15 protein-coding genes are annotated in these 16,902 nt (G+C 63.0%); 9 read left to right on the top strand and 6 right to left on the bottom strand.

Features of this window, described 5'->3' with window-relative positions:
* Positions 1 to 17: 17 nt before the first annotated feature.
* A complete protein-coding gene (locus ASG84_RS24105; protein WP_037150283.1) occupies positions 18 to 1,124 on the bottom strand; it encodes an NAD(P)-dependent alcohol dehydrogenase in 1,107 nt (368 codons plus the stop codon).
* Positions 1,121 to 2,410, bottom strand: coding sequence for an MFS transporter (locus ASG84_RS24100; RefSeq protein ID WP_235581818.1), 1,290 nt, complete (start codon positions 2,408 to 2,410; stop codon positions 1,121 to 1,123). The genes ASG84_RS24105 and ASG84_RS24100 overlap by 4 nt, the downstream gene beginning before the upstream one ends.
* Positions 2,411 to 2,671: 261 nt before the next feature.
* Between ASG84_RS24100 and ASG84_RS24095 the strand changes: the two genes are divergently transcribed.
* The 7 genes from ASG84_RS24095 (at position 2,672) to ASG84_RS24065 (ending at position 11,716) form a co-directional block, all read left to right on the top strand.
* Complete coding sequence (locus ASG84_RS24095) at positions 2,672 to 3,484, top strand: PaaX family transcriptional regulator (protein ID WP_057479476.1); 813 nt, start codon at positions 2,672 to 2,674, stop codon at positions 3,482 to 3,484.
* Positions 3,485 to 3,589: 105 nt separating this feature from the next.
* Entirely contained in the window at positions 3,590 to 5,287 is a 1,698-nt protein-coding gene (locus tag ASG84_RS24090; protein WP_057479475.1) for an FAD-dependent monooxygenase, read from the top strand.
* Positions 5,284 to 7,395, top strand: a complete 2,112-nt coding sequence (locus ASG84_RS24085; RefSeq protein WP_057479474.1) for an acetate--CoA ligase family protein — start codon at positions 5,284 to 5,286, stop codon at positions 7,393 to 7,395. Before ASG84_RS24090 ends, ASG84_RS24085 begins: the two co-directional genes overlap by 4 nt.
* Positions 7,395 to 9,080, top strand: coding sequence for a (2,3-dihydroxybenzoyl)adenylate synthase (locus ASG84_RS24080; protein WP_057479473.1), 1,686 nt, complete (start codon positions 7,395 to 7,397; stop codon positions 9,078 to 9,080). Before ASG84_RS24085 ends, ASG84_RS24080 begins: the two co-directional genes overlap by 1 nt.
* Positions 9,077 to 10,153 (top strand): cupin domain-containing protein, encoded by a 1,077-nt coding sequence (locus ASG84_RS24075; RefSeq protein ID WP_037150292.1) that lies wholly within the window; start codon positions 9,077 to 9,079, stop codon positions 10,151 to 10,153. The genes ASG84_RS24080 and ASG84_RS24075 overlap by 4 nt, the downstream gene beginning before the upstream one ends.
* 6 nt (positions 10,154 to 10,159) lie before the next feature.
* Positions 10,160 to 10,987, top strand: a complete 828-nt coding sequence (locus ASG84_RS24070; RefSeq protein ID WP_057479472.1) for a fumarylacetoacetate hydrolase family protein — start codon at positions 10,160 to 10,162, stop codon at positions 10,985 to 10,987.
* Between the two features lie 12 nt (positions 10,988 to 10,999).
* Entirely contained in the window at positions 11,000 to 11,716 is a 717-nt protein-coding gene (locus tag ASG84_RS24065) for a maleylpyruvate isomerase family mycothiol-dependent enzyme (protein WP_057479471.1), read from the top strand.
* 9 nt (positions 11,717 to 11,725) lie between these two features.
* Here ASG84_RS24065 and ASG84_RS24060 read toward each other — a convergent pair whose 3' ends face one another.
* Positions 11,726 to 12,253 carry a PadR family transcriptional regulator gene (locus ASG84_RS24060; protein WP_057479470.1) on the bottom strand — a complete coding sequence of 176 codons (528 nt, stop codon included), beginning with the start codon at positions 12,251 to 12,253 and terminating at the stop codon, positions 11,726 to 11,728.
* A gap of 102 nt (positions 12,254 to 12,355) precedes the next feature.
* On the opposite strand from ASG84_RS24060, the gene ASG84_RS24055 reads away from it, so the two are divergent.
* Complete coding sequence (locus ASG84_RS24055; RefSeq protein WP_057479469.1) at positions 12,356 to 12,967, top strand: isochorismatase family cysteine hydrolase; 612 nt, start codon at positions 12,356 to 12,358, stop codon at positions 12,965 to 12,967.
* Entirely contained in the window at positions 12,964 to 13,944 is a 981-nt protein-coding gene (locus tag ASG84_RS24050) for an NADPH:quinone reductase (protein ID WP_057479468.1), read from the top strand. The genes ASG84_RS24055 and ASG84_RS24050 overlap by 4 nt, the downstream gene beginning before the upstream one ends.
* Here the strand turns inward: ASG84_RS24050 and ASG84_RS24045 are convergent, their stop codons facing one another.
* From ASG84_RS24045 to ASG84_RS24035, 3 genes are read right to left on the bottom strand one after another with little or no spacing between them, the layout of a single operon-like run.
* Positions 13,945 to 14,988, bottom strand: a complete 1,044-nt coding sequence (locus tag ASG84_RS24045) for an LLM class flavin-dependent oxidoreductase (RefSeq protein ID WP_057479548.1) — start codon at positions 14,986 to 14,988, stop codon at positions 13,945 to 13,947.
* A gap of 28 nt (positions 14,989 to 15,016) precedes the next feature.
* Positions 15,017 to 15,790, bottom strand: coding sequence for an SDR family oxidoreductase (locus tag ASG84_RS24040; protein WP_057479467.1), 774 nt, complete (start codon positions 15,788 to 15,790; stop codon positions 15,017 to 15,019).
* Between the two features lie 46 nt (positions 15,791 to 15,836).
* Positions 15,837 to 16,886 carry a 2,3-butanediol dehydrogenase gene (locus ASG84_RS24035; RefSeq protein ID WP_057479466.1) on the bottom strand — a complete coding sequence of 350 codons (1,050 nt, stop codon included), beginning with the start codon at positions 16,884 to 16,886 and terminating at the stop codon, positions 15,837 to 15,839.
* Positions 16,887 to 16,902 lie beyond the last annotated feature (16 nt).

The following is a 16,902-nucleotide window of genomic DNA, read 5'->3' as shown; positions in this document are numbered from 1 at the left end:
CGTGAGGGTGACGAAAATCAGAAGACGACAACGGGTTTGACGGTCGATCCGTTCTCGGAATCTGCGAACGCTGTGTTGATGTCGTCGAGCGTGTAGTTCTTGATGAGCTTGTCGAAGGGGAAGCGTCCCTGCTCCCAGAGAAGAACCAGCCGCGGAATGAACTGCTGGGGAACCGAACTCCCTTGGATGATGGTCTTGAACGTCCATCCCTTGACCAGTGACGCGCCGATCTCGAAAGTGACGTCCGTACCCGGTGCTGCCGCACCGACCAGCGCTACAGTTCCTCCGATCCCCAGGGACGCCGCCGCCTGCTGCAGCACCGAGGGAACCGCTGTGGTGTCCAACGCGTAGTCGAGCCCCTTGCCTCCGGTGATCTTGTCCAGTTCGGCGAGCACATCCTCGCTCTTGCCGTTGATGGTGTGAGTGGCTCCGATCGTCTTGGCCAGTTCGAGTCGCGAGTCGTGCAGATCGATCGCCACCACCGTGGTGCATCCTGCGATCTGGGCGGCCATGATGGCGGCCGATCCAACGGCACCGGTGCCGAATACCGCGATCGAAGTGCCGGGTGCCGGCCGCAAGTCGTTGAGTATCGCGCCTGCGCCGGTCTGCAAGCCGCAGCCGAGCGGCGCGATGATCTCGAGCGGTGCCTTCTTGTCCACCTTGATCACGCTGGTCTCCACCACGTTGGCGTAGGTGGAGAATGCGGACTGCCCGAAGAAGTGCGAGGAAATGGCCTCCTCTCCGGCAGACAGTGAGGTCGAGCCGTCGCGGCGCGCACCACCGAAATCCTCGGCGAACAAATTCTCGCAGTAAGCAACTCGTCCCGATCGGCACTGCACACACTTGCCGCAGTAGGCGGCGGAGAGTACGACGTGATCGCCGATCTCGACGGTGGTGATATCGGAGCCGATGGCTTCGACGACGCCCGCACCCTCGTGCCCGAGGACGGCGGGGAGGGGCGTCGGGTAGATGCCGTCGCGGACGATGGCGTCCGTGTGGCACACGCCGGACGCGACGATGCGGACCCGTACCTCGTTGGCTCGGAGGTCGTCGAGCTCGAGCTTCTCGATGGTGAGAGGATCGCCGGTGGCGCGGGCTACAGCGGCAGTAACGGTGGTGCTCACGAGTGTGCTTCTTTCGATTCGGTGTCCACCCGCACAGCGGGTGACACAGTGGTGGCGGTGGAATGGTCGGAGTGCTGTCGGGTAGCGGAGTGTCGACCACTGACGAGTAGGACAGCGAGGCAACCGATTCCGGCGAATGCTGCGAACGAGTAGAAGTTCCAGTCGACGCCCAGTGCCGAGGATGCGATCCATCCTCCGAGAATCGGCCCGAATATCGCACCCACTCGTCCGAGCCCCAGGGACAATCCGAGGGCGGACGTTCGATCTCTGTCGCCGAAATACGTTGCAACGTAACCGTTGACGAGTATCTGCGTCCCCACTGTGCCGAGCCCTGCGATGGCGACCACGATCATGGCGGCGTATAGCGGCAATCCGAGGCTCAGGGAGAGTATGGCGAGGACGGCGAGCAGGAAGGAGGTCACGGTCACCGGCTTGCTTCCGAATCGGTCTGCGATCCGGGAGGCGATCAGAGCGCCGGCTATCGCGCCGAGATTGAGTACGAGAAGGAATGTCAGTGAACTGCCGAGCGAGTAACCGGCTTGGCGCATGATATTCGGTAGCCAGGTATTTACGCCGTAGACGAGCAGCAAACCGCAGAAAGATGCCACGACGAGCAACGCCAGCGGAACTCTGCGTGCCCCGGTGAACAACGATGACATGGTGCCGCGGCTCTCGGATGTAGTGGCCGGGGCGGCAGTGATGCCGAATTTCTCGGCGAGAGCATGGGCTTCGTCGATCCTGCCCTTGCCGACAAGGAATGCAGCCGATTCAGGAAGGTAGCGCCACGTCAGCGGCACGATCGTGACGAGCGGAAGCAGACCGAGCGCGTACATGACGCGGAAACTGTTTTCGGGAAGCAATGCCAGGGCCGACAGCGCGGCGAGCACGCCGCCCACCGAGTAACCGCTGTACATCAGAGCGTTGTTGAACTGGCGACGTGCAGGGGGCGAGTACTCGATTGTCAGCGCGATGACAGTCGGAACGACACCGCCTAGTCCCAGCCCGCCGAGGAAGCGGAGAAGACCGAAGATCTCCGGGTTGGGGGCCAGCGCGGTCAGACCCATGAGAACGGAGAACGAGATCAACGAGGTCAGAATGATCGCGCGGGCTCCGACTCGGGGTGCCAGCCAGCCGGACAGCAGGGCACCGAGGAGCATTCCCATCAGCGCATAGCTACCGATGGTGCCGACCTGGCCCGGTGTCAGTTCCCATTGCTGATACGCGAGTAGAGACGGGACAGTGGTTCCGTAGACGACCAGGTCGTAGCCGTCGAAGACGATGATCACGAAGCAGAGAGCTACGACGGTCGAGCTGGAACGGCGGGTGCCCGACGGGCTTGGCCCATTCGTGGCCAGGGGATTCACCTGATTCCTCCGATGATAGGTGTTCGAACACCGGCCGATGCGATCTCGCGCAGATTCGGATGACCCCAAATGTGCGAGTCGGCTATGTGAGTACAGTCACTATGTGACAGAATGGTCTTGAAAGTCAAGAGGAATGACACATTTAAGTCGATCGGTGATCGACACAGGTGGGAGGAGGGGTCGATGCGACCACGTGCTCTGGTGTTCGACCTGTACGGGGAGTACTTCCGTTACACCGGCGGAGCGGCCAAGTTGGGCACTCTGACGGAGCTGATGGAGGTCTTCGGTATCGAATCGGCGACGGTGCGCGTCGTGATGGCGCGGCTGCGCAAAGAGGGGTGGTTCGACTCGACCAAGAGTGGTCGAGAGGTGTCCTACCTGCTCAACGAAAAGAGTTGGCGGCTGCTCGACGACGGTCGGGCTCGCATCTTCGAGCGGCACTTCGACGACTGGGACCGCACGTGGACGCAGGCCTTGGTCGATGAGGAAGGCTTGGGGCGAGAGCAGCGCAAGCGCATCGAGACGGCCCTGAACTGGTACGGGTTCGGCGAATACGGTTCTGCGACATGGTTCTCGCCACATGACAGGGAGAAGCAGCTACGCGAAATGCTCAGCGGGGAAGACGAGCTACGGATCCAATTCCTGCGGAGCCAGACATCCGGGCTGACGAACGATCGCTCCATAGCCGATCGTTGCTGGGACCTCGCCGAACTGGGGGGCGAGTACCAGGCCTTCATCGAGGAGTTCCAGCCGCGATTGGCGGGCTTCCGTCGTGGGCTCGGCGGCCGGCAGGCGCTGGTCGAACGAATGAAACTGATTCAGAACTACCGTCGTTACCCGTTCCGCGATCCCGACCTGCCCGACACTCTGTTGCCTCCGGGTTGGCGTGGCCGTGCTGCGCACGAGGTGTTCACCGAATGTCACGACGAACTGCGTGCGAGTGCCGAGGCGTTCGTGCTCGAGGCCTCGGGAGATGCGCCGGCGGCGAAGCCCTAGACGGCTTATATGTAACAAAAAGATTGACTTTAGATAGTTTTATGACACACAATAAATTGGTCGCCCGAGATCCGGGCCCTCATTCCACGCTAGGGGCCGACATCGATGTCCATCCCAGAACAACACCGAACAGCCATTTCGACGCCGCTCCGAATTGCGTGCATCGGAGGTGGCCCAGGCGGTCTCTTCACCGCAATCGCGTTGGCGCACAGTGCACCCGACGCGACGGTCGAGGTTTTCGAGCGAAACCACGAGAGCGACGTATTCGGCTTCGGTGTCGTGTTCTCCGATGCCACGCTCGACAACATCGATCGAGTCGACCCCATCCTGCGTGACACTCTTGCCGATCACGGCCGCCATTGGGACAGCATCGAAGTCCACGCCAAAGGTGAGGTCACCGCGGCCGGGGGCAACGGCATGTCCGCCGTGCATCGTCGGGTGTTGCTCGGTGCACTTCGGCACCGTGCTCTCGAATTGGGTGCGAAACTGCACTACTCGACCACCGCATCTGTGCAATCGCTCGACGAGGACGGCGGGTACGACCTGATCGTGGCAGCCGACGGCACCAACTCCGCTTCTCGAGATTCGTTCGCGGCGGATCTGGACCATTCGGTCGAGGAAGCGACGGTGAAGTTCATCTGGTTCGGCACGACATTCCAGTTCGACGGACTCACCTTCTTGCACAAGCAGTCCGAGCACGGAAATTTCGCCGTGCACGCGTACCCGATCGGATCCGATCTGAGTACCTTCATCGTCGAGACCGACGAAGATACCTGGCGCAGAGCCGGTCTGGACGGATTCGACATGTCGTCTCCTCCTGGGGAGTCCGATGCCGTGTCCCAGCGTTACCTGGAGGAGTTGTTCGCCGACCGCATCGACGGTGCGAGGCTGGTAGCAAACAATTCGCGTTGGGCCAATTTCAAAACTCGCCGCACCGCGCGTTGGCACAGCCGGACCGACCGCGGCACACCTGTGGTGTTCCTCGGCGACGCCATGCACACGGCCCACTTCTCGGTGGGCTCGGGAACGAAGATGGCCATGGAGGATGCAGCCGTTCTCGCGCAGACCGTCGCCGAACACGCGTCCGATCTCGATGCCGCTCTGTCGGAGTTCGAGCAGATCCGGCGTCCCCAGGTGGCCAAGGTTCAGAATTCGTCGGTTCCCAGCCTTGCGTGGTGGGACCACTTCGGGGAGTACTATCGCGAACTGGAACCGTGGCAGTTCGGGTTCCATTTCTTCACGCGGTCCATCTCCGCCGAGAAGATACGAGTTCGAGACCCGCAGTTCGTCGAGGTTGCCGAACTCGCCTGGCACGAACAGCATGGTGCCGCACCGCTCGAGACTCCTCTGAAAGCAGGGGCGGTCGTGCTCGACTCGCGGCTTCTCTCTGTCACCGCTGGCACGGCAGACTCCGTGACACTCACCGACGGCACGTCGATTCTCGTTGCGAACCAGGCTGCGCACGAAGCCGAGCCACTGTTCTCGGCACCCGACTCCGACCGCACCGCTCTGGACAAAGACTCTCTCTCACGCCTCGACGAGCTGTGTGCTGGCGGACCGGGGGCCGTGATCATCAAAGGGGGGACCGAGCTGTCGCGGGTACTGGCCTCGGAGTACGTACGCCTGCGACACCACGTCGCAGCGATTGTGATCGAGCAGGAATCGTGTGTTCGCTCCCGCCGCGCTGTCGACCGAAGAGATTGTGCAGCAACACTGGTCCTGTCCGGCCGCGCTGATGCGGTCGCTTTCGACACGCTGGACGAATCCGAGATCGACGCTGCACCGTCGAGGTCGGAACTATGACAACGACTCACGTTCCGCTGTCTGTCCCGGGCGCGGAAGATGCTGCCGATTCCCTCTCCGCGCTGTTCAGTCCAACGTCCATTGCGGTGTTCGGTGCCTCGAGTGCACCCGAAAAGCTCGGCTCGGTGATGCTCGCCGCCATCGACAGAGGAAGCCGCGGCGCTGTCACTACGTACGGAATCAATCCACGCGGCACCGCCGAGGGATTCAGCACGTCGATCGCGGACGCAGTTCGATCCCACGGCACAGCAATAGATCTGGCGGTTCTGTGCATTCCTGCCGCCGCGACCCCCGCAGCGCTGCAGGAAGCGGCCGACGCCGGGGTGCGGGCAGCGTTGATCTGTTCCGGTGGCTTTGCCGAGGCCGGCGACGACGGCATCGAGCTGCAACGCCGGCTGAGGGACATCACGTCCGAAACCGGCATCCGATTGCTCGGTCCCAATACATCCGGGTTCTTCCGTCCCGGTCACTCCACGGTCAGCTTCGTCCCGACTGTCGAGCACATCGCCGCGGGTACGGTCGCCGTCGTCGCAGCGAGCGGGGGCATGAACCATGCGCTGTCGTTCCTGTTGTCCGAGAACGGCGTCGGTGTGGGCCTCGGTGTCGGTCTCGGGAACAGCGTGGACGTCACGAACGTCGACGTGCTGCGATACCTGCAGCACGACGACGCGATCACTGCGATCGCACTGCACGTGGAGTCCGTCGAAGACGGCCGCGCCCTGCTGTCGGCAGTCGCAGACGTGAGCGCAGTGAAACCGGTGGTGGCCATCGTGGTGGGTCGAAGCGACGTCTCCGCGTTCTCGGAGTCGCACACGGGTGCGCTCGCCACGTCATGGCGGACGACGCGCGCACTGCTCACCGAAGCGGGCGCGGTGGTCGTCGAGGACGAACACCACTTGGTGGATGCGCTCGCCGTACTCGGGTGTACACGCTTGCCCGCCTCGGCGTCGCCGGGAATAGGCCTGGTCACTGCGCAGGCCGGTCCCGGTCTGATGGTATTGGATGCACTGCTGGCGGGCGGGGTACGTGTTCCGACGCTGTCCGATGCCACTCAGCACCGGTTGTCCGATCTGCTGCCGCCGTTGACGTATCAGGCCAATCCCGTCGACACCGGAAGGCCCGCTGCGACTTTCGCGCCCGTCCTCCAGGCCACCGCGGACGACCCGGAAGTCGATGCACTGGCCGTGTACGCCCTCGCCGAACCGGACGCGATCGATCTCGCCGACGCCGTCGGGACGTCCTCGGTGCACGAGCGGCTGCCCGTCGTGCTCGGCATCGGTGGACCACGAGAGGCGGTGTCCGCAGCAACCGTCTCTGCCGCGCTTCTCGATCTGCCGGTCCTCTCGAGCCCTACGTCGTTGGCCAACGGCGTGCGCGCCCTCGTCGACGATGCAAAGCTCCGTTACGGTCGGGTGCGTACCGAGGCGTTCGTTCCTCCCGCCGGACCTTCCATCACGCTTCCTGTCGACGAGGCACAAGGCAAGGACTTGCTCGACGCGTTGGGTATTCGTACGCCCGATCGGCGTGTGGCCATCACCAGAGAGGATGCGCACCGAGCGCTCGCGGAACTCGAGCATCCCGTCGCAGTCAAGATTCTCGACGCGTCGGTGTTGCACAAGACCGAGATCGGCGGCGTTCACCTGTTCGTTCGTACGACCGAGGAGTTGGACACCGCACTGGATGCTCTCGATTCGATCGAAGCGCCGGCATACTTGCTCGAAGCCATGGCCGGATCCGGCGTCGATCTTTTCCTCGGTGTGCGTAGAGACGAAGTGTTCGGGCCGATCGTCGTGGCCGGCTTGGGTGGGACCGCGGCAGAGGCAATCGGCGACGTGGCAATCCGCAGTGGTGCGCTCACTTTGGCCGCCGCGACGACCATGCTCGACGATCTCCACACCGCCGCGCTGCTGCATGGATGGCGCGGCGGCCCAAGTCTCGATCGAGACGAGTTCGGCCGCGCAGCAGTCGCATTGGCAGCGTATGTGTCGAATCACGACGAGATCGGCGATCTAGAAATCAATCCTCTACGACTGACCTCGGATGGTCTGATTGCGCTCGACGCCGTCGTGGTCGGTACTGCATCCACTGCTACAGAAGGAGATCGGTGATGAGTACACGAACCCCCGTCTCGATCGACGGTGTCGTGCCATGGCCCGCAGACGATGCCCGTCGGTATCGCGAAGCGGGGTATTGGAGCGGTCGATCGCTGGGCTCGCACATCCTGGAACGGGTCGAACTGCATCCAGACGCCGAGGCGCTGGTCGACGGCCCGATCAGGCTGACGTACCGCCAACTGTGGGATCGCTCGGCGTCCATGGCGCAAGCACTCCTCGATCTCGAGGTGGTGCCGGGCGACAGAATCGTTCTGCAACTGCCCAATTCGTGGGAGTTCGTCGCACTCACCCTGGGATGCTTCCGCATCGGTGTCGTACCGGTCATGGCGTTGCCGGCTCACCGACGTCACGAACTGACGCACCTGGCGGCATTGTCAGAAGCAGTGGCTATCGTGGTCGCAGACACCGACAAGGACACGGACCTGAGGGCCACCGCGCAGGAGGTTGCGGTCGAGATTCCGTCCGTGCGGGCCGTGCTGGTTCACGGTGAGCTCTCCTCCGGTGGGGACACACGGACTCCCGAGTACAGCCTGGCCGACGCGTCGACGACAGTCGCCGCGTTCTCCGACGCCGAGTACGACCCCTCGGGCGAAGATGTTGCGTGTTTCCTGTTGTCCGGCGGAACCACGGGGCTTCCCAAGCTGATCGTTCGTACCCATGACGACTACGCCTACAACATCATCCGCTGTAACGCGGTATCCGAAATAACCTCGGACACGGTGTATCTGGGTGCGCTACCGAGTAGTCACAATTTCCCGTTGGCCTGTCCTGGAATTCTGGGCACCCTGTTCGCGGGGGGACGCACGGTGATGCTTCCGTCGGCGAGGCCGGACAGGGCATTGGACGCGATCGACAGCGAGTCGGTCACCGTGGCAACCGTCGTACCCGCGGTGGCTCAATCCTGGATCGAATATCAGCGTGAGCATGGCACCTTGACCGGATCCAGCCTCAAAGTTCTCCAGGTCGGCGGTTCCCGGATGCCCGACGAGCTGGCGGCGCGAGTGGAACCGGTCCTGGGCGCACGCCTTCAGCAGGTCTTCGGGATGGCAGAAGGCCTGATCAACATGACCCGATTGAACGACAACCTCGAGGTCATCACCAACACTCAAGGGCGGCCGGTCAGCGAGGCCGACGAGATCGCTGTCGTCGACGAGCTCGGAGAGCCTGTCGGCGACGGAACTCCCGGAGCGTTACTGACCCGCGGTCCCTACACCCCGCGCGGTTACTTCCGCGCCCCCGAGCACAACTCTCGTGCCTTCACCGCGGACGGGTGGTACGCCAGTGGCGACATCGTGATCCGCCGACCCGACGGGAACCTCGTCGTAGCAGGTCGCGACAAGGACATGATCAATCGCGGCGGCGAAAAGATCTCGGCCGAGGAAGTGGAGAACTTCGCTTACCAGGTCGCCGGCATCGAGATGGCTGCGGCCGTGGCCATACCCGACCCGGTCCTGGGCGAGCGCCTGTGCCTGTACGTCTCCGTTGCCGCGGGTGCCCACGTGACTCTGGACGACGTTCTCGCGGTGATGAATTCCGCGGGTGTCGCTCGGTTCAAACTCCCCGAGCGGTTGGTGGTCGTGGATGCGATACCGACCACGAAAGTAGGCAAGTTGGACAAGAAGGCAATGCGTGAGGACATCCGCACACGACTCGACGCAGATCAGGAAGGCAACCGATGACCGACACCGAAGTGCACCCCGAAGACCCCGCACTCGAGCAGCTCTACCGTGACTTCGAGTCCGAGAATCTCATGCCGCTGTGGACCCAGCTCGGCGACTTGATGCCGATGTCACCGAAGTCCAAAGCTGTTCCCTTCGTGTGGAAGTGGTCGACGCTGTACCCGCTGGCGCAGCGCGCAGGCGATCTCGTTGCCGTCGGTCGAGGTGGCGAACGCCGTGCCATCGCGCTGGCCAACCCCGGCCTGGCGGGGGTCCCGTACATCACTCCCACGCTGTGGGCAGCGATCCAGTACCTCGGCCCCAAAGAGGTCGCACCGGAACATCGCCACGCGCAGAACGCGTTCCGCTTCGTCGTCGAGGGTGAAGGGGTGTGGACCGTGGTCAACGGCGACCCCGTCGCCATGCGGCGGGGCGACTTCCTGCTCACCCCGGGTTGGAACTTCCATGGGCACCACAACGAGACCGATCAGCCCATGGCCTGGATCGACGGACTCGACATTCCGTTCGTTCATTACACCGACACCGGCTTCTTCGAGTTCGGGTCCGAGAACGTCACCGACGATTCGACACCGGACATCTCTCGGTCCGAGCGTCTGTGGGCTCATCCGGGCCTGCGTCCGCTCGTCGGGCTCGACAGCAAATCCAGTTCGCCGATCGCCGCGTATCGGTGGGAGCACACCGATGCGGCGTTGAAGGCACAGTTGGACCTCGAGGACGAGGGATTCGCGGCGACCACCGAACCCGGACATGCCGCAGTTCGCTACACCAATCCCACCAACGGCGGTGACGTCATGCCGACGATCCGCGCCGAGTTCCACCGACTTCGTCAGGGTGCGCACACCCGACCCCGACGTGACGTCGGCTCGACGGTGTACCAGGTGTTCGAGGGGAGCGGACGGTTCGTTCTCGCCGGCGAACAGCGTTCGGTGTCGAAGGGCGACATGATCGTCGTCCCGTCATGGACGGAATGGTCCATCGAAGCCGACACACAGTTCGACCTTTTCGCGTTCTCGGACGCACCGATCGTCGAGAAGCTGCACTTTGCCCGCACAGTATTTTCCGAAGGAGCCTGACCCGCCATGAAACTCGCTACTCTGCGCCGAAACGGCACCACTACCGCAGTGCGCGTCGACAGCGACGACTCTGCCACCGTCATCGACGGCTACGTCGATCTGTCCGCCCTTCTGGACGAAGCGAACTGGCGTGAACTGGCCGAGAATGCGCACGGGGAACAGCTCCGATTGGACGATGCGGATTACGCTCCCGTGGTTCCGCGTCCGGGCAAGATCATCTGCGTCGGGTTGAACTACGCGAACCACATCAAGGAAATGGGCCGCGAGCTCCCCGAGTATCCGACGCTCTTCGCCAAGTTCCGTGAAGCACTGACGGGCCCGTACGACGACGTCGTTGTCCCGAGTTACGCAGCAGCACAGTTGGATTGGGAAGGAGAGCTGGCCTTCGTCGTCGGCAAGCAGGCCTACCAAGTGGCCGAGGGAGATGCCGAGCAATACATAGCGGGCTACTCGATCATGAACGATTACACGATGCGGGACTACCAGTACCGCACACTGCAGTGGGACCAGGGCAAGACGTTCGAGAAGACCAGCGGCTTCGGCCCCTTCCTCACCACGACGGATTCGTACACCTTCGGCGGCACACTCGAGACGACGCTGGAGGGAAAGGTCATGCAGACGACCACCACCGACGACCTCGTGTTCACGCCCGCCAAGCTGGTCGAGTACATCTCCCACATCGTGACCTTGCAGCCGGGAGACGTGGTGATCACCGGAACCCCGGGAGGCGTCGGGCATGCCCGTAAGCCCGGCGTCTACATCCAGGACGGGCAGACTGTCGAGGTGACCATCGAGGGTCTCGGCTCGGTCCGCAACAAGACCATCGTCAAGTAGGGCGCGTCCGAAGTGACTTTTCAGGACTTGCCGCTCGAGGAGCGGCTGCTGATCGCCCGGCGCGGTACTTCGTATTTCGCGCAGCGGCTCTCCGAGCTCACCGATTCCGAACTCGACCGCGAGACCCTGCTGGCGGGATGGACCAGACGCCACCTGGTCGCGCACGTCGGCTACAACGCTGCGGCGTTGTGCCGCCTGATGGACTGGGCGTCGTCGGGTGTGGAGACGCCGATGTACGAGTCGCCGGAGCAGCGCGGCCGCGAGATCGACGAGGGTGCAACGCTGTCGGCCGCAGCCATTCGAAACCTGTTCGACCACACGGTTGCTCGACTCGACGAGAAGTGGCGAACGGCGTCCGAGGCGTCGTGGGCGGCCGAGGTCAGGACGGCGCAGGGGCGCACGGTCGCGGCGTCGGAGACGATCTGGATGCGGACTCGCGAAGTGTGGATCCACGCGGTGGATCTCGGCAATGGTGGGCGGTTCGCGGACTTCCCCGACGTGGTGAACGAGGGCTTGCTCAACGACATCGTCGGGATGTGGCGCAAGAAGGGCGAGGGAAGTGGTTTGGTCCTGGCAGTGGACGGGCGGGAGCCGGTCGCAGTGACCGACGAAGCTGCGACCGCTACGGTCAGCGGTGGACTCGAAGCAGTGACCAGGTGGGCGGCAGGGCGTGGATCGATCGGTTCGACGGTCGACGGCGCGATCGACGAGCCGCCTCGGTGGCTGTGAGACGGCAGATCAGTGACGCGGAGCAGAACCCTCGAGTACCGATGTGAGCCAGGCTCGTTCTGCGCGGCTCGTTTCGCGCGCGACGAGCAACAGGCCACGCCGGTAGACGTCCGTAACCTCCTCGGCTCGAACGGTTCGATCCTCGTCGTAGAAGAAACTGGCCGGCTGCTCCAGGAAGTCCAGTCTTCGGCGCAGCACTGAGTGCTGTTCCTCGACCGACGGTACGAGGGACAAAAAGGTCAACACCACGATGAATCGCGAGAAATCCGAGACTTCGTTGGCCTGTGGATCTCGCAGACGTGCCACCAACGCATCTCGCCCGTCGCCGGTGATGGTCAGCACGTACCGTGCCGGGCCTGCGCCGGGTTCGGCACGTCTTTCGAGTAATCCGTCTCGATGCAGGCGTTTGATCGCTGGATACAGGGTGCCGTCGCTCACCGGCCTGGCATATCCCGTCAGCTGTACGACCCGCCGCTTGAGCTCGTATCCGTGCAAGGGGCCTTCGGACAGAAACCCGAGGATGGTGAGTTCCAACATGCAGCCATTGTGTCAGAACTACCTCGTATCGATGTGTACATCGAAACGAGGTAGTGTGGTCGGGTACCGACGGATTTTCTTTCCTCCTCTGTAAGGGTTTTGATGACTACCACTTTCGATCTCGAACGCACCGCGCTTGTTCTTGTGGATCTGCAGAACGACAACGTCCATGTGGACGGCGCTTATGCCTCGTTCGGTGCCGCCGACCACGCACAGCACCAGAACCTCGAAGAGCACGTGCGCGAGCTGCTGGCCTTCGCTCGCGAGAAGTCCATCCCGGTGATCCACAATCACATCGTGTCTCTACCCGGACGACCGTTCGGCGGAAGCAACGCTCCGATCTTCAAGTTGATCGGACCGGACTCGCTCAAGCTCGGTTCGTGGGGCGCCCGCGCCCTCGACGGTCTCGAAGCGCGTGAAGACGAGCCGGTCCTGATTCGCAATCGCATGAGCGCTTTCAACGGCACCATGCTCGACACACTTCTTCGTAACCTTGGAATCAAGGATGTTCTGGTAGCGGGCGTTTGGACCAACATGGCCGTCGAGCACACCGTTCGCGATGCGGCCGACCACGGCTACCGTCCGATTCTCGTCACCGATGCGACCTCGAGCCTCAGTGAAGAGTGGCAGCATGCGGCCGAAAGCTTCGCACTGACCAACATTTCCGAGTTCGCGACCACCGCAGAGGTTGTCGGGCAGACCGCAACAGCATGATCGCCGCGTGGTACGACTCGCAGGGATCGGCGCACGACGTTCTCGAGGTCGGAACGGTGCCGACACCCGAGCCGGGTCCGGGGGAGGTCCGAGTGCGGGTGGAGCTTTCTTCGGTGAATCCGGGCGATACCAAGAAGCGACGCGGATGGCTGGGGTCTTCGATGACCTATCCGCGAGTCGTGCCACACAGCGACGGTGCAGGATTCGTCGATGCAATCGGGCCAGGTGTCGAACAGTCGCGTGTGGGGGAGCGCGTCTGGGTGTTCGGTGCGCAGTCGTATCGCGCATTCGGAACAGCTGCGCAGTTCACCGTCGTGCCCGAGTGGCAGGCGATCGAGCTGCCGGATGCCGTAGCGCCCGAGGTGGGCGCTTGCCTGGGGATTCCGGGTATCACTGCCCACCGCGCAGTGTTCGGCGACGGCAGTGTCGAGGGTAAAACTGTTCTAGTCCAGGGAGTACTGGGCGGTGTGGGGTCGTTGGCTGCTCAGCTCGCGCGGTGGAAGGGTGCGACGGTGATCGGAACAGTGCGCACTGCCGCGGACCTCGAGCAGGCTCGGGCGTCAGGAACGGATATGGCTGTCTCATTGGATGATCCGAACGCATCACTTCAGGTACGTAATTTCGCGGGAGGTGGTGTCGACCGCATCGTGGAAGTTGCGTTCTCGGAGAACATCGATTTCGATGCCGCAGTGGCGAAGAACGACACCGTGATCGCCGCGTACGGCACCCGAGACGATCGTCCGAGCCTGCCGTTCTGGCCGATGTTGTTCGACAACATCACCATTCGGCTGTTGGGTAGCGACGACTTCTCGCGGGAGGTGAAGATGATGGCTGCCCGCGACCTCACCGACGCCGTATCGGTCGGAGCCATGTCCATCTCCGTCGACGACCCGCTGCCTCTCGACCGAATCGCTGACGCTCACGACCGAGTCGACGCGGGCACTCGGTCGAGAGTCGTCTTGCAAATTCCGGAGTGATCAACCACCGAGCTTGCGGGTCACCTCGGGAATGACCTTGTCGGCGATGTATTGGATTCGCGCAGAACCGGATTCGACGGACTCTCCGGGCAACTGAGCCCAGTAGTGGAAGTCGCGAATCTGGGGAAACTCCGTGGCCATGGTCACCAGTTCGTCGACCGCCATCGAGGCGTCCATGAGTTTGTAAGCACCGGCATCGAGTAGATGCTGAGGGCTGTCGAACGACGACGGCTGATCGGGGCCCTCGAACGAGCCCCATTCGATGTACTTGTTCATCTGGTAGAGCGCGTGTTCGCCGATCTCGGCCCACGTACGTTCCGGGTCGTCGGCCACCACCGTCCACTGGCTGGCGTAGATGCGGGCATCGTCCACGTTCTTTCCGTGCCGCTCGATCGACTGCTGGTAGTCCGTGAAGTGGGCGTTTTGCAGAGTGATGACGCCGTCTGCGAGACGAGCGGCGCGGTCGATTCCCACCGGAGACTGAGCGCCGATCAGGATCCTCGGGGCCGTCTCGGGTAGCGGTGTCACCGGCAACGCCGGTACCGAGAATCGCTTGCCCTCGTAGGCCTCCCCGGTGCCTGCCCAGGCATGCCGAATCACTGCGATGGCATCCTCGAGAAGACTGGGGCGCTGCTTCACTTTTCGCCCGAACGCCGCGAATTCCTTCTCGTGGTACCCGAGTCCCAATCCCAGCTCGAATCGGTTGTCGGTGAGGAAGGAGAGCGCGGCAGCATCCTCGGCCAGACGCATCGGTTCGTGCAGTCCTGCCACGATGATGTTGGTACCGATGCGCATGGTCTTCGTCCGAGCACCGATCGCCGCGGCAACGACCAGGGGAGACGATGCGTAATCGTCCTCGGCGAAATGATGCTCGCTCAACCATGCCGACCCGAAGCCGAGTGATTCGGCCCAGACGACCTGGTCCACCGATTCTCTGTAGAGAGAACCCAATGGTTTCCGCCATTGTGCCGGGTTGCGGAAGTCGTACCAGAGACCGAAGGTCGGGACCTGGTACTGCGAAGCAGACGGGTTGAGCGAGTTCATCATTCCTCCACGTTGAGTAAGGCGAACATCAAACGAAAAGCATGCCGCCGTCGATGAGGGCGGACTGTCCTGTCATGTAATTCGAGTCGGGTCCGGCCAGGTACGAGACGTATGCCGCGACGTCATCGCCGGTCGAGACGCGGCCGAGGGTGATGCCGGCAGCCATTGCCTTCATCGACTCGCCCTTCCCGACACCGTTGATGGCGCCGAGGTCGCGGTCCACCTCGACCCACATGTTCGTATCCACGATGCCGGGGCAGTAGGCGTTGACGGTGATGCCGTGTTCCGCCCACTCCTGTGCAGCTGCCTGGGTCAGGGCGCGGACACCGAATTTGGTCGAGCTGTAGATGCCGAGCAGGGCGAATCCCTTGTGGCCAGCGATGGACGACGCTCCGATGATCTTTCCGCCGTGCCCCTGCTTGATCATCTGACGCGCTGCTTCGGTGTAGCAGAGGAAGATTCCGCGGCCGTTGACAGCGTGCAGGCGGTCGTACTCCTCCGGCGTCACGTCGAGAAGTGCTTTAGTCTGGGCGATTCCGGCGTTGGCGACCAGGATGTCGAGTGATCCCAGCTGTTCGGCGGTGTCGGTCATGAGCGCCCGCACCGAATCTGGATCGCTGACGTCGCCGGTCAGCGCGGCGGTCTTGACGCCGTGTGCGGCGACCTCGCTCCGAGTTTTCTCCAGCTCTTCCGACATCGAAGGCAGGTCGGACAGCGCGATGTCGTGTCCGTCCTGTGCGAGGCGGAGCGCGATGGCCTTGCCTATTCCGCGCGCCGAGCCGGTGATGTGTGCGACGGTCATGATCGGTCTCCTGAATTGCGTTGTGTGAACGGTGAAGTGGTGGAGGTCAGGTAGTCGGATCGACGAGGAGCTTCATCTTGCGCCCGGCCCGCAGTTCCTCGAACCCGCCGTCGACGACGTCTCCGAGAGCGATCGTGTCCACCCAACCTGTGGTGTCGTAGTGGCCCTTGGCCATCAGGTCGATGACCGCGCGGTAGTCGTCGCTGGTGTAGCAGATGGTCCCCTGGATGCGCCGCTCTCGAAGAACGAGGTTGATCAGAGGTGTCGAGAGAGGCTTGTCGTAGATCGCCACACTGATCAGCGGGCGACGCTCGCCGACGCATTCCAGTGCCGACTCGACTGCGGGAGCCACGCCGGCTGCGTCGAACGCAGCGTCGACGCCATCGCCGTCGGTGCGATCGGCAATGAGGGCGGGAACGTCGACCGACATCGGATCGAGGGTGCGAGCTCCGAGAGCCTCGATGGACTTGCGACGCGTTTCCGACGGTTCGACGACGTCGATCTCGGTCAGTCCCATGCCGCGCAACGCAAACCAGATGCCGATTCCGATGGGACCCGCGCCGTAGACGAGTGCTCGGCTCTGGTCGCCGACCTCGCCCAGTACTGCTGCGTGATATGCGACCGACATGGGTTCGACCAGCGCGCCCATCTCGACCGGGATGGTGTCCGGAAGCTTGTGCACCTGATTGCGGGGAACGACGGTGTACTCGGCCATGCCTCCGTCGGCCATCAACCCGTGAAACCCGATCGACTTGCAGAGGTTGTACTGGCCGCTGCGGCAGGGTCGGCATTCACCGCACCGATAGATCGGTTCGATGGTGACAGCGTCGCCTTCGGCCACGTCGTCGACGCCCGCTCCGACAGCGGTCACAATGCCCGAGAACTCGTGCCCGAGGATCAAGGGCATCGCTTTGTCGGTCAGAGGGTGTGGATCGGACGGCGGAATGAAGATCGGGCCGTCGTAGAACTCGTGAAGGTCGGTGCCGCAGATGCCGTTTCGGGACACGCGGATCTTGACCTGCCCCGGGCCTGCTTCGGGTTCGGGAACGTCTTCGATTTCTACCTTGTGGTTGCCGTAGTAGACAGCTGCGCGCATGGTTGATCTCCTGAGG

It is taken from the genome of Rhodococcus sp. Leaf278, assembly GCF_001426085.1.
Classification (GTDB): domain Bacteria; phylum Actinomycetota; class Actinomycetes; order Mycobacteriales; family Mycobacteriaceae; genus Rhodococcoides.
This window is presented reverse-complemented; position numbering and strand designations above follow the sequence as displayed.

What these genes read in the sequence shown, in the direction of transcription:
- ASG84_RS24090 (WP_057479475.1), top strand. Translation starts at nt 3,590, where the DNA reads ATGTCCATCCCAGAACAACACCGAACAGCCATTTCGACGCCGCTCCGA.
- ASG84_RS24055 (WP_057479469.1), top strand. Translation starts at nt 12,356, where the DNA reads ATGACTACCACTTTCGATCTCGAACGCACCGCGCTTGTTCTTGTGGAT.
- ASG84_RS24085 (WP_057479474.1), top strand. Translation starts at nt 5,284, where the DNA reads ATGACAACGACTCACGTTCCGCTGTCTGTCCCGGGCGCGGAAGATGCT.
- ASG84_RS24095 (WP_057479476.1), top strand. Translation starts at nt 2,672, where the DNA reads ATGCGACCACGTGCTCTGGTGTTCGACCTGTACGGGGAGTACTTCCGT.
- ASG84_RS24050 (WP_057479468.1), top strand. Translation starts at nt 12,964, where the DNA reads ATGATCGCCGCGTGGTACGACTCGCAGGGATCGGCGCACGACGTTCTC.
- ASG84_RS24040 (WP_057479467.1), bottom strand. Translation starts at nt 15,790, where the DNA reads ATGACCGTCGCACACATCACCGGCTCGGCGCGCGGAATAGGCAAGGCC.
- ASG84_RS24045 (WP_057479548.1), bottom strand. Translation starts at nt 14,988, where the DNA reads ATGAACTCGCTCAACCCGTCTGCTTCGCAGTACCAGGTCCCGACCTTC.
- ASG84_RS24080 (WP_057479473.1), top strand. Translation starts at nt 7,395, where the DNA reads ATGAGTACACGAACCCCCGTCTCGATCGACGGTGTCGTGCCATGGCCC.
- ASG84_RS24035 (WP_057479466.1), bottom strand. Translation starts at nt 16,886, where the DNA reads ATGCGCGCAGCTGTCTACTACGGCAACCACAAGGTAGAAATCGAAGAC.
- ASG84_RS24070 (WP_057479472.1), top strand. Translation starts at nt 10,160, where the DNA reads ATGAAACTCGCTACTCTGCGCCGAAACGGCACCACTACCGCAGTGCGC.
- ASG84_RS24060 (WP_057479470.1), bottom strand. Translation starts at nt 12,253, where the DNA reads ATGTTGGAACTCACCATCCTCGGGTTTCTGTCCGAAGGCCCCTTGCAC.
- ASG84_RS24075 (WP_037150292.1), top strand. Translation starts at nt 9,077, where the DNA reads ATGACCGACACCGAAGTGCACCCCGAAGACCCCGCACTCGAGCAGCTC.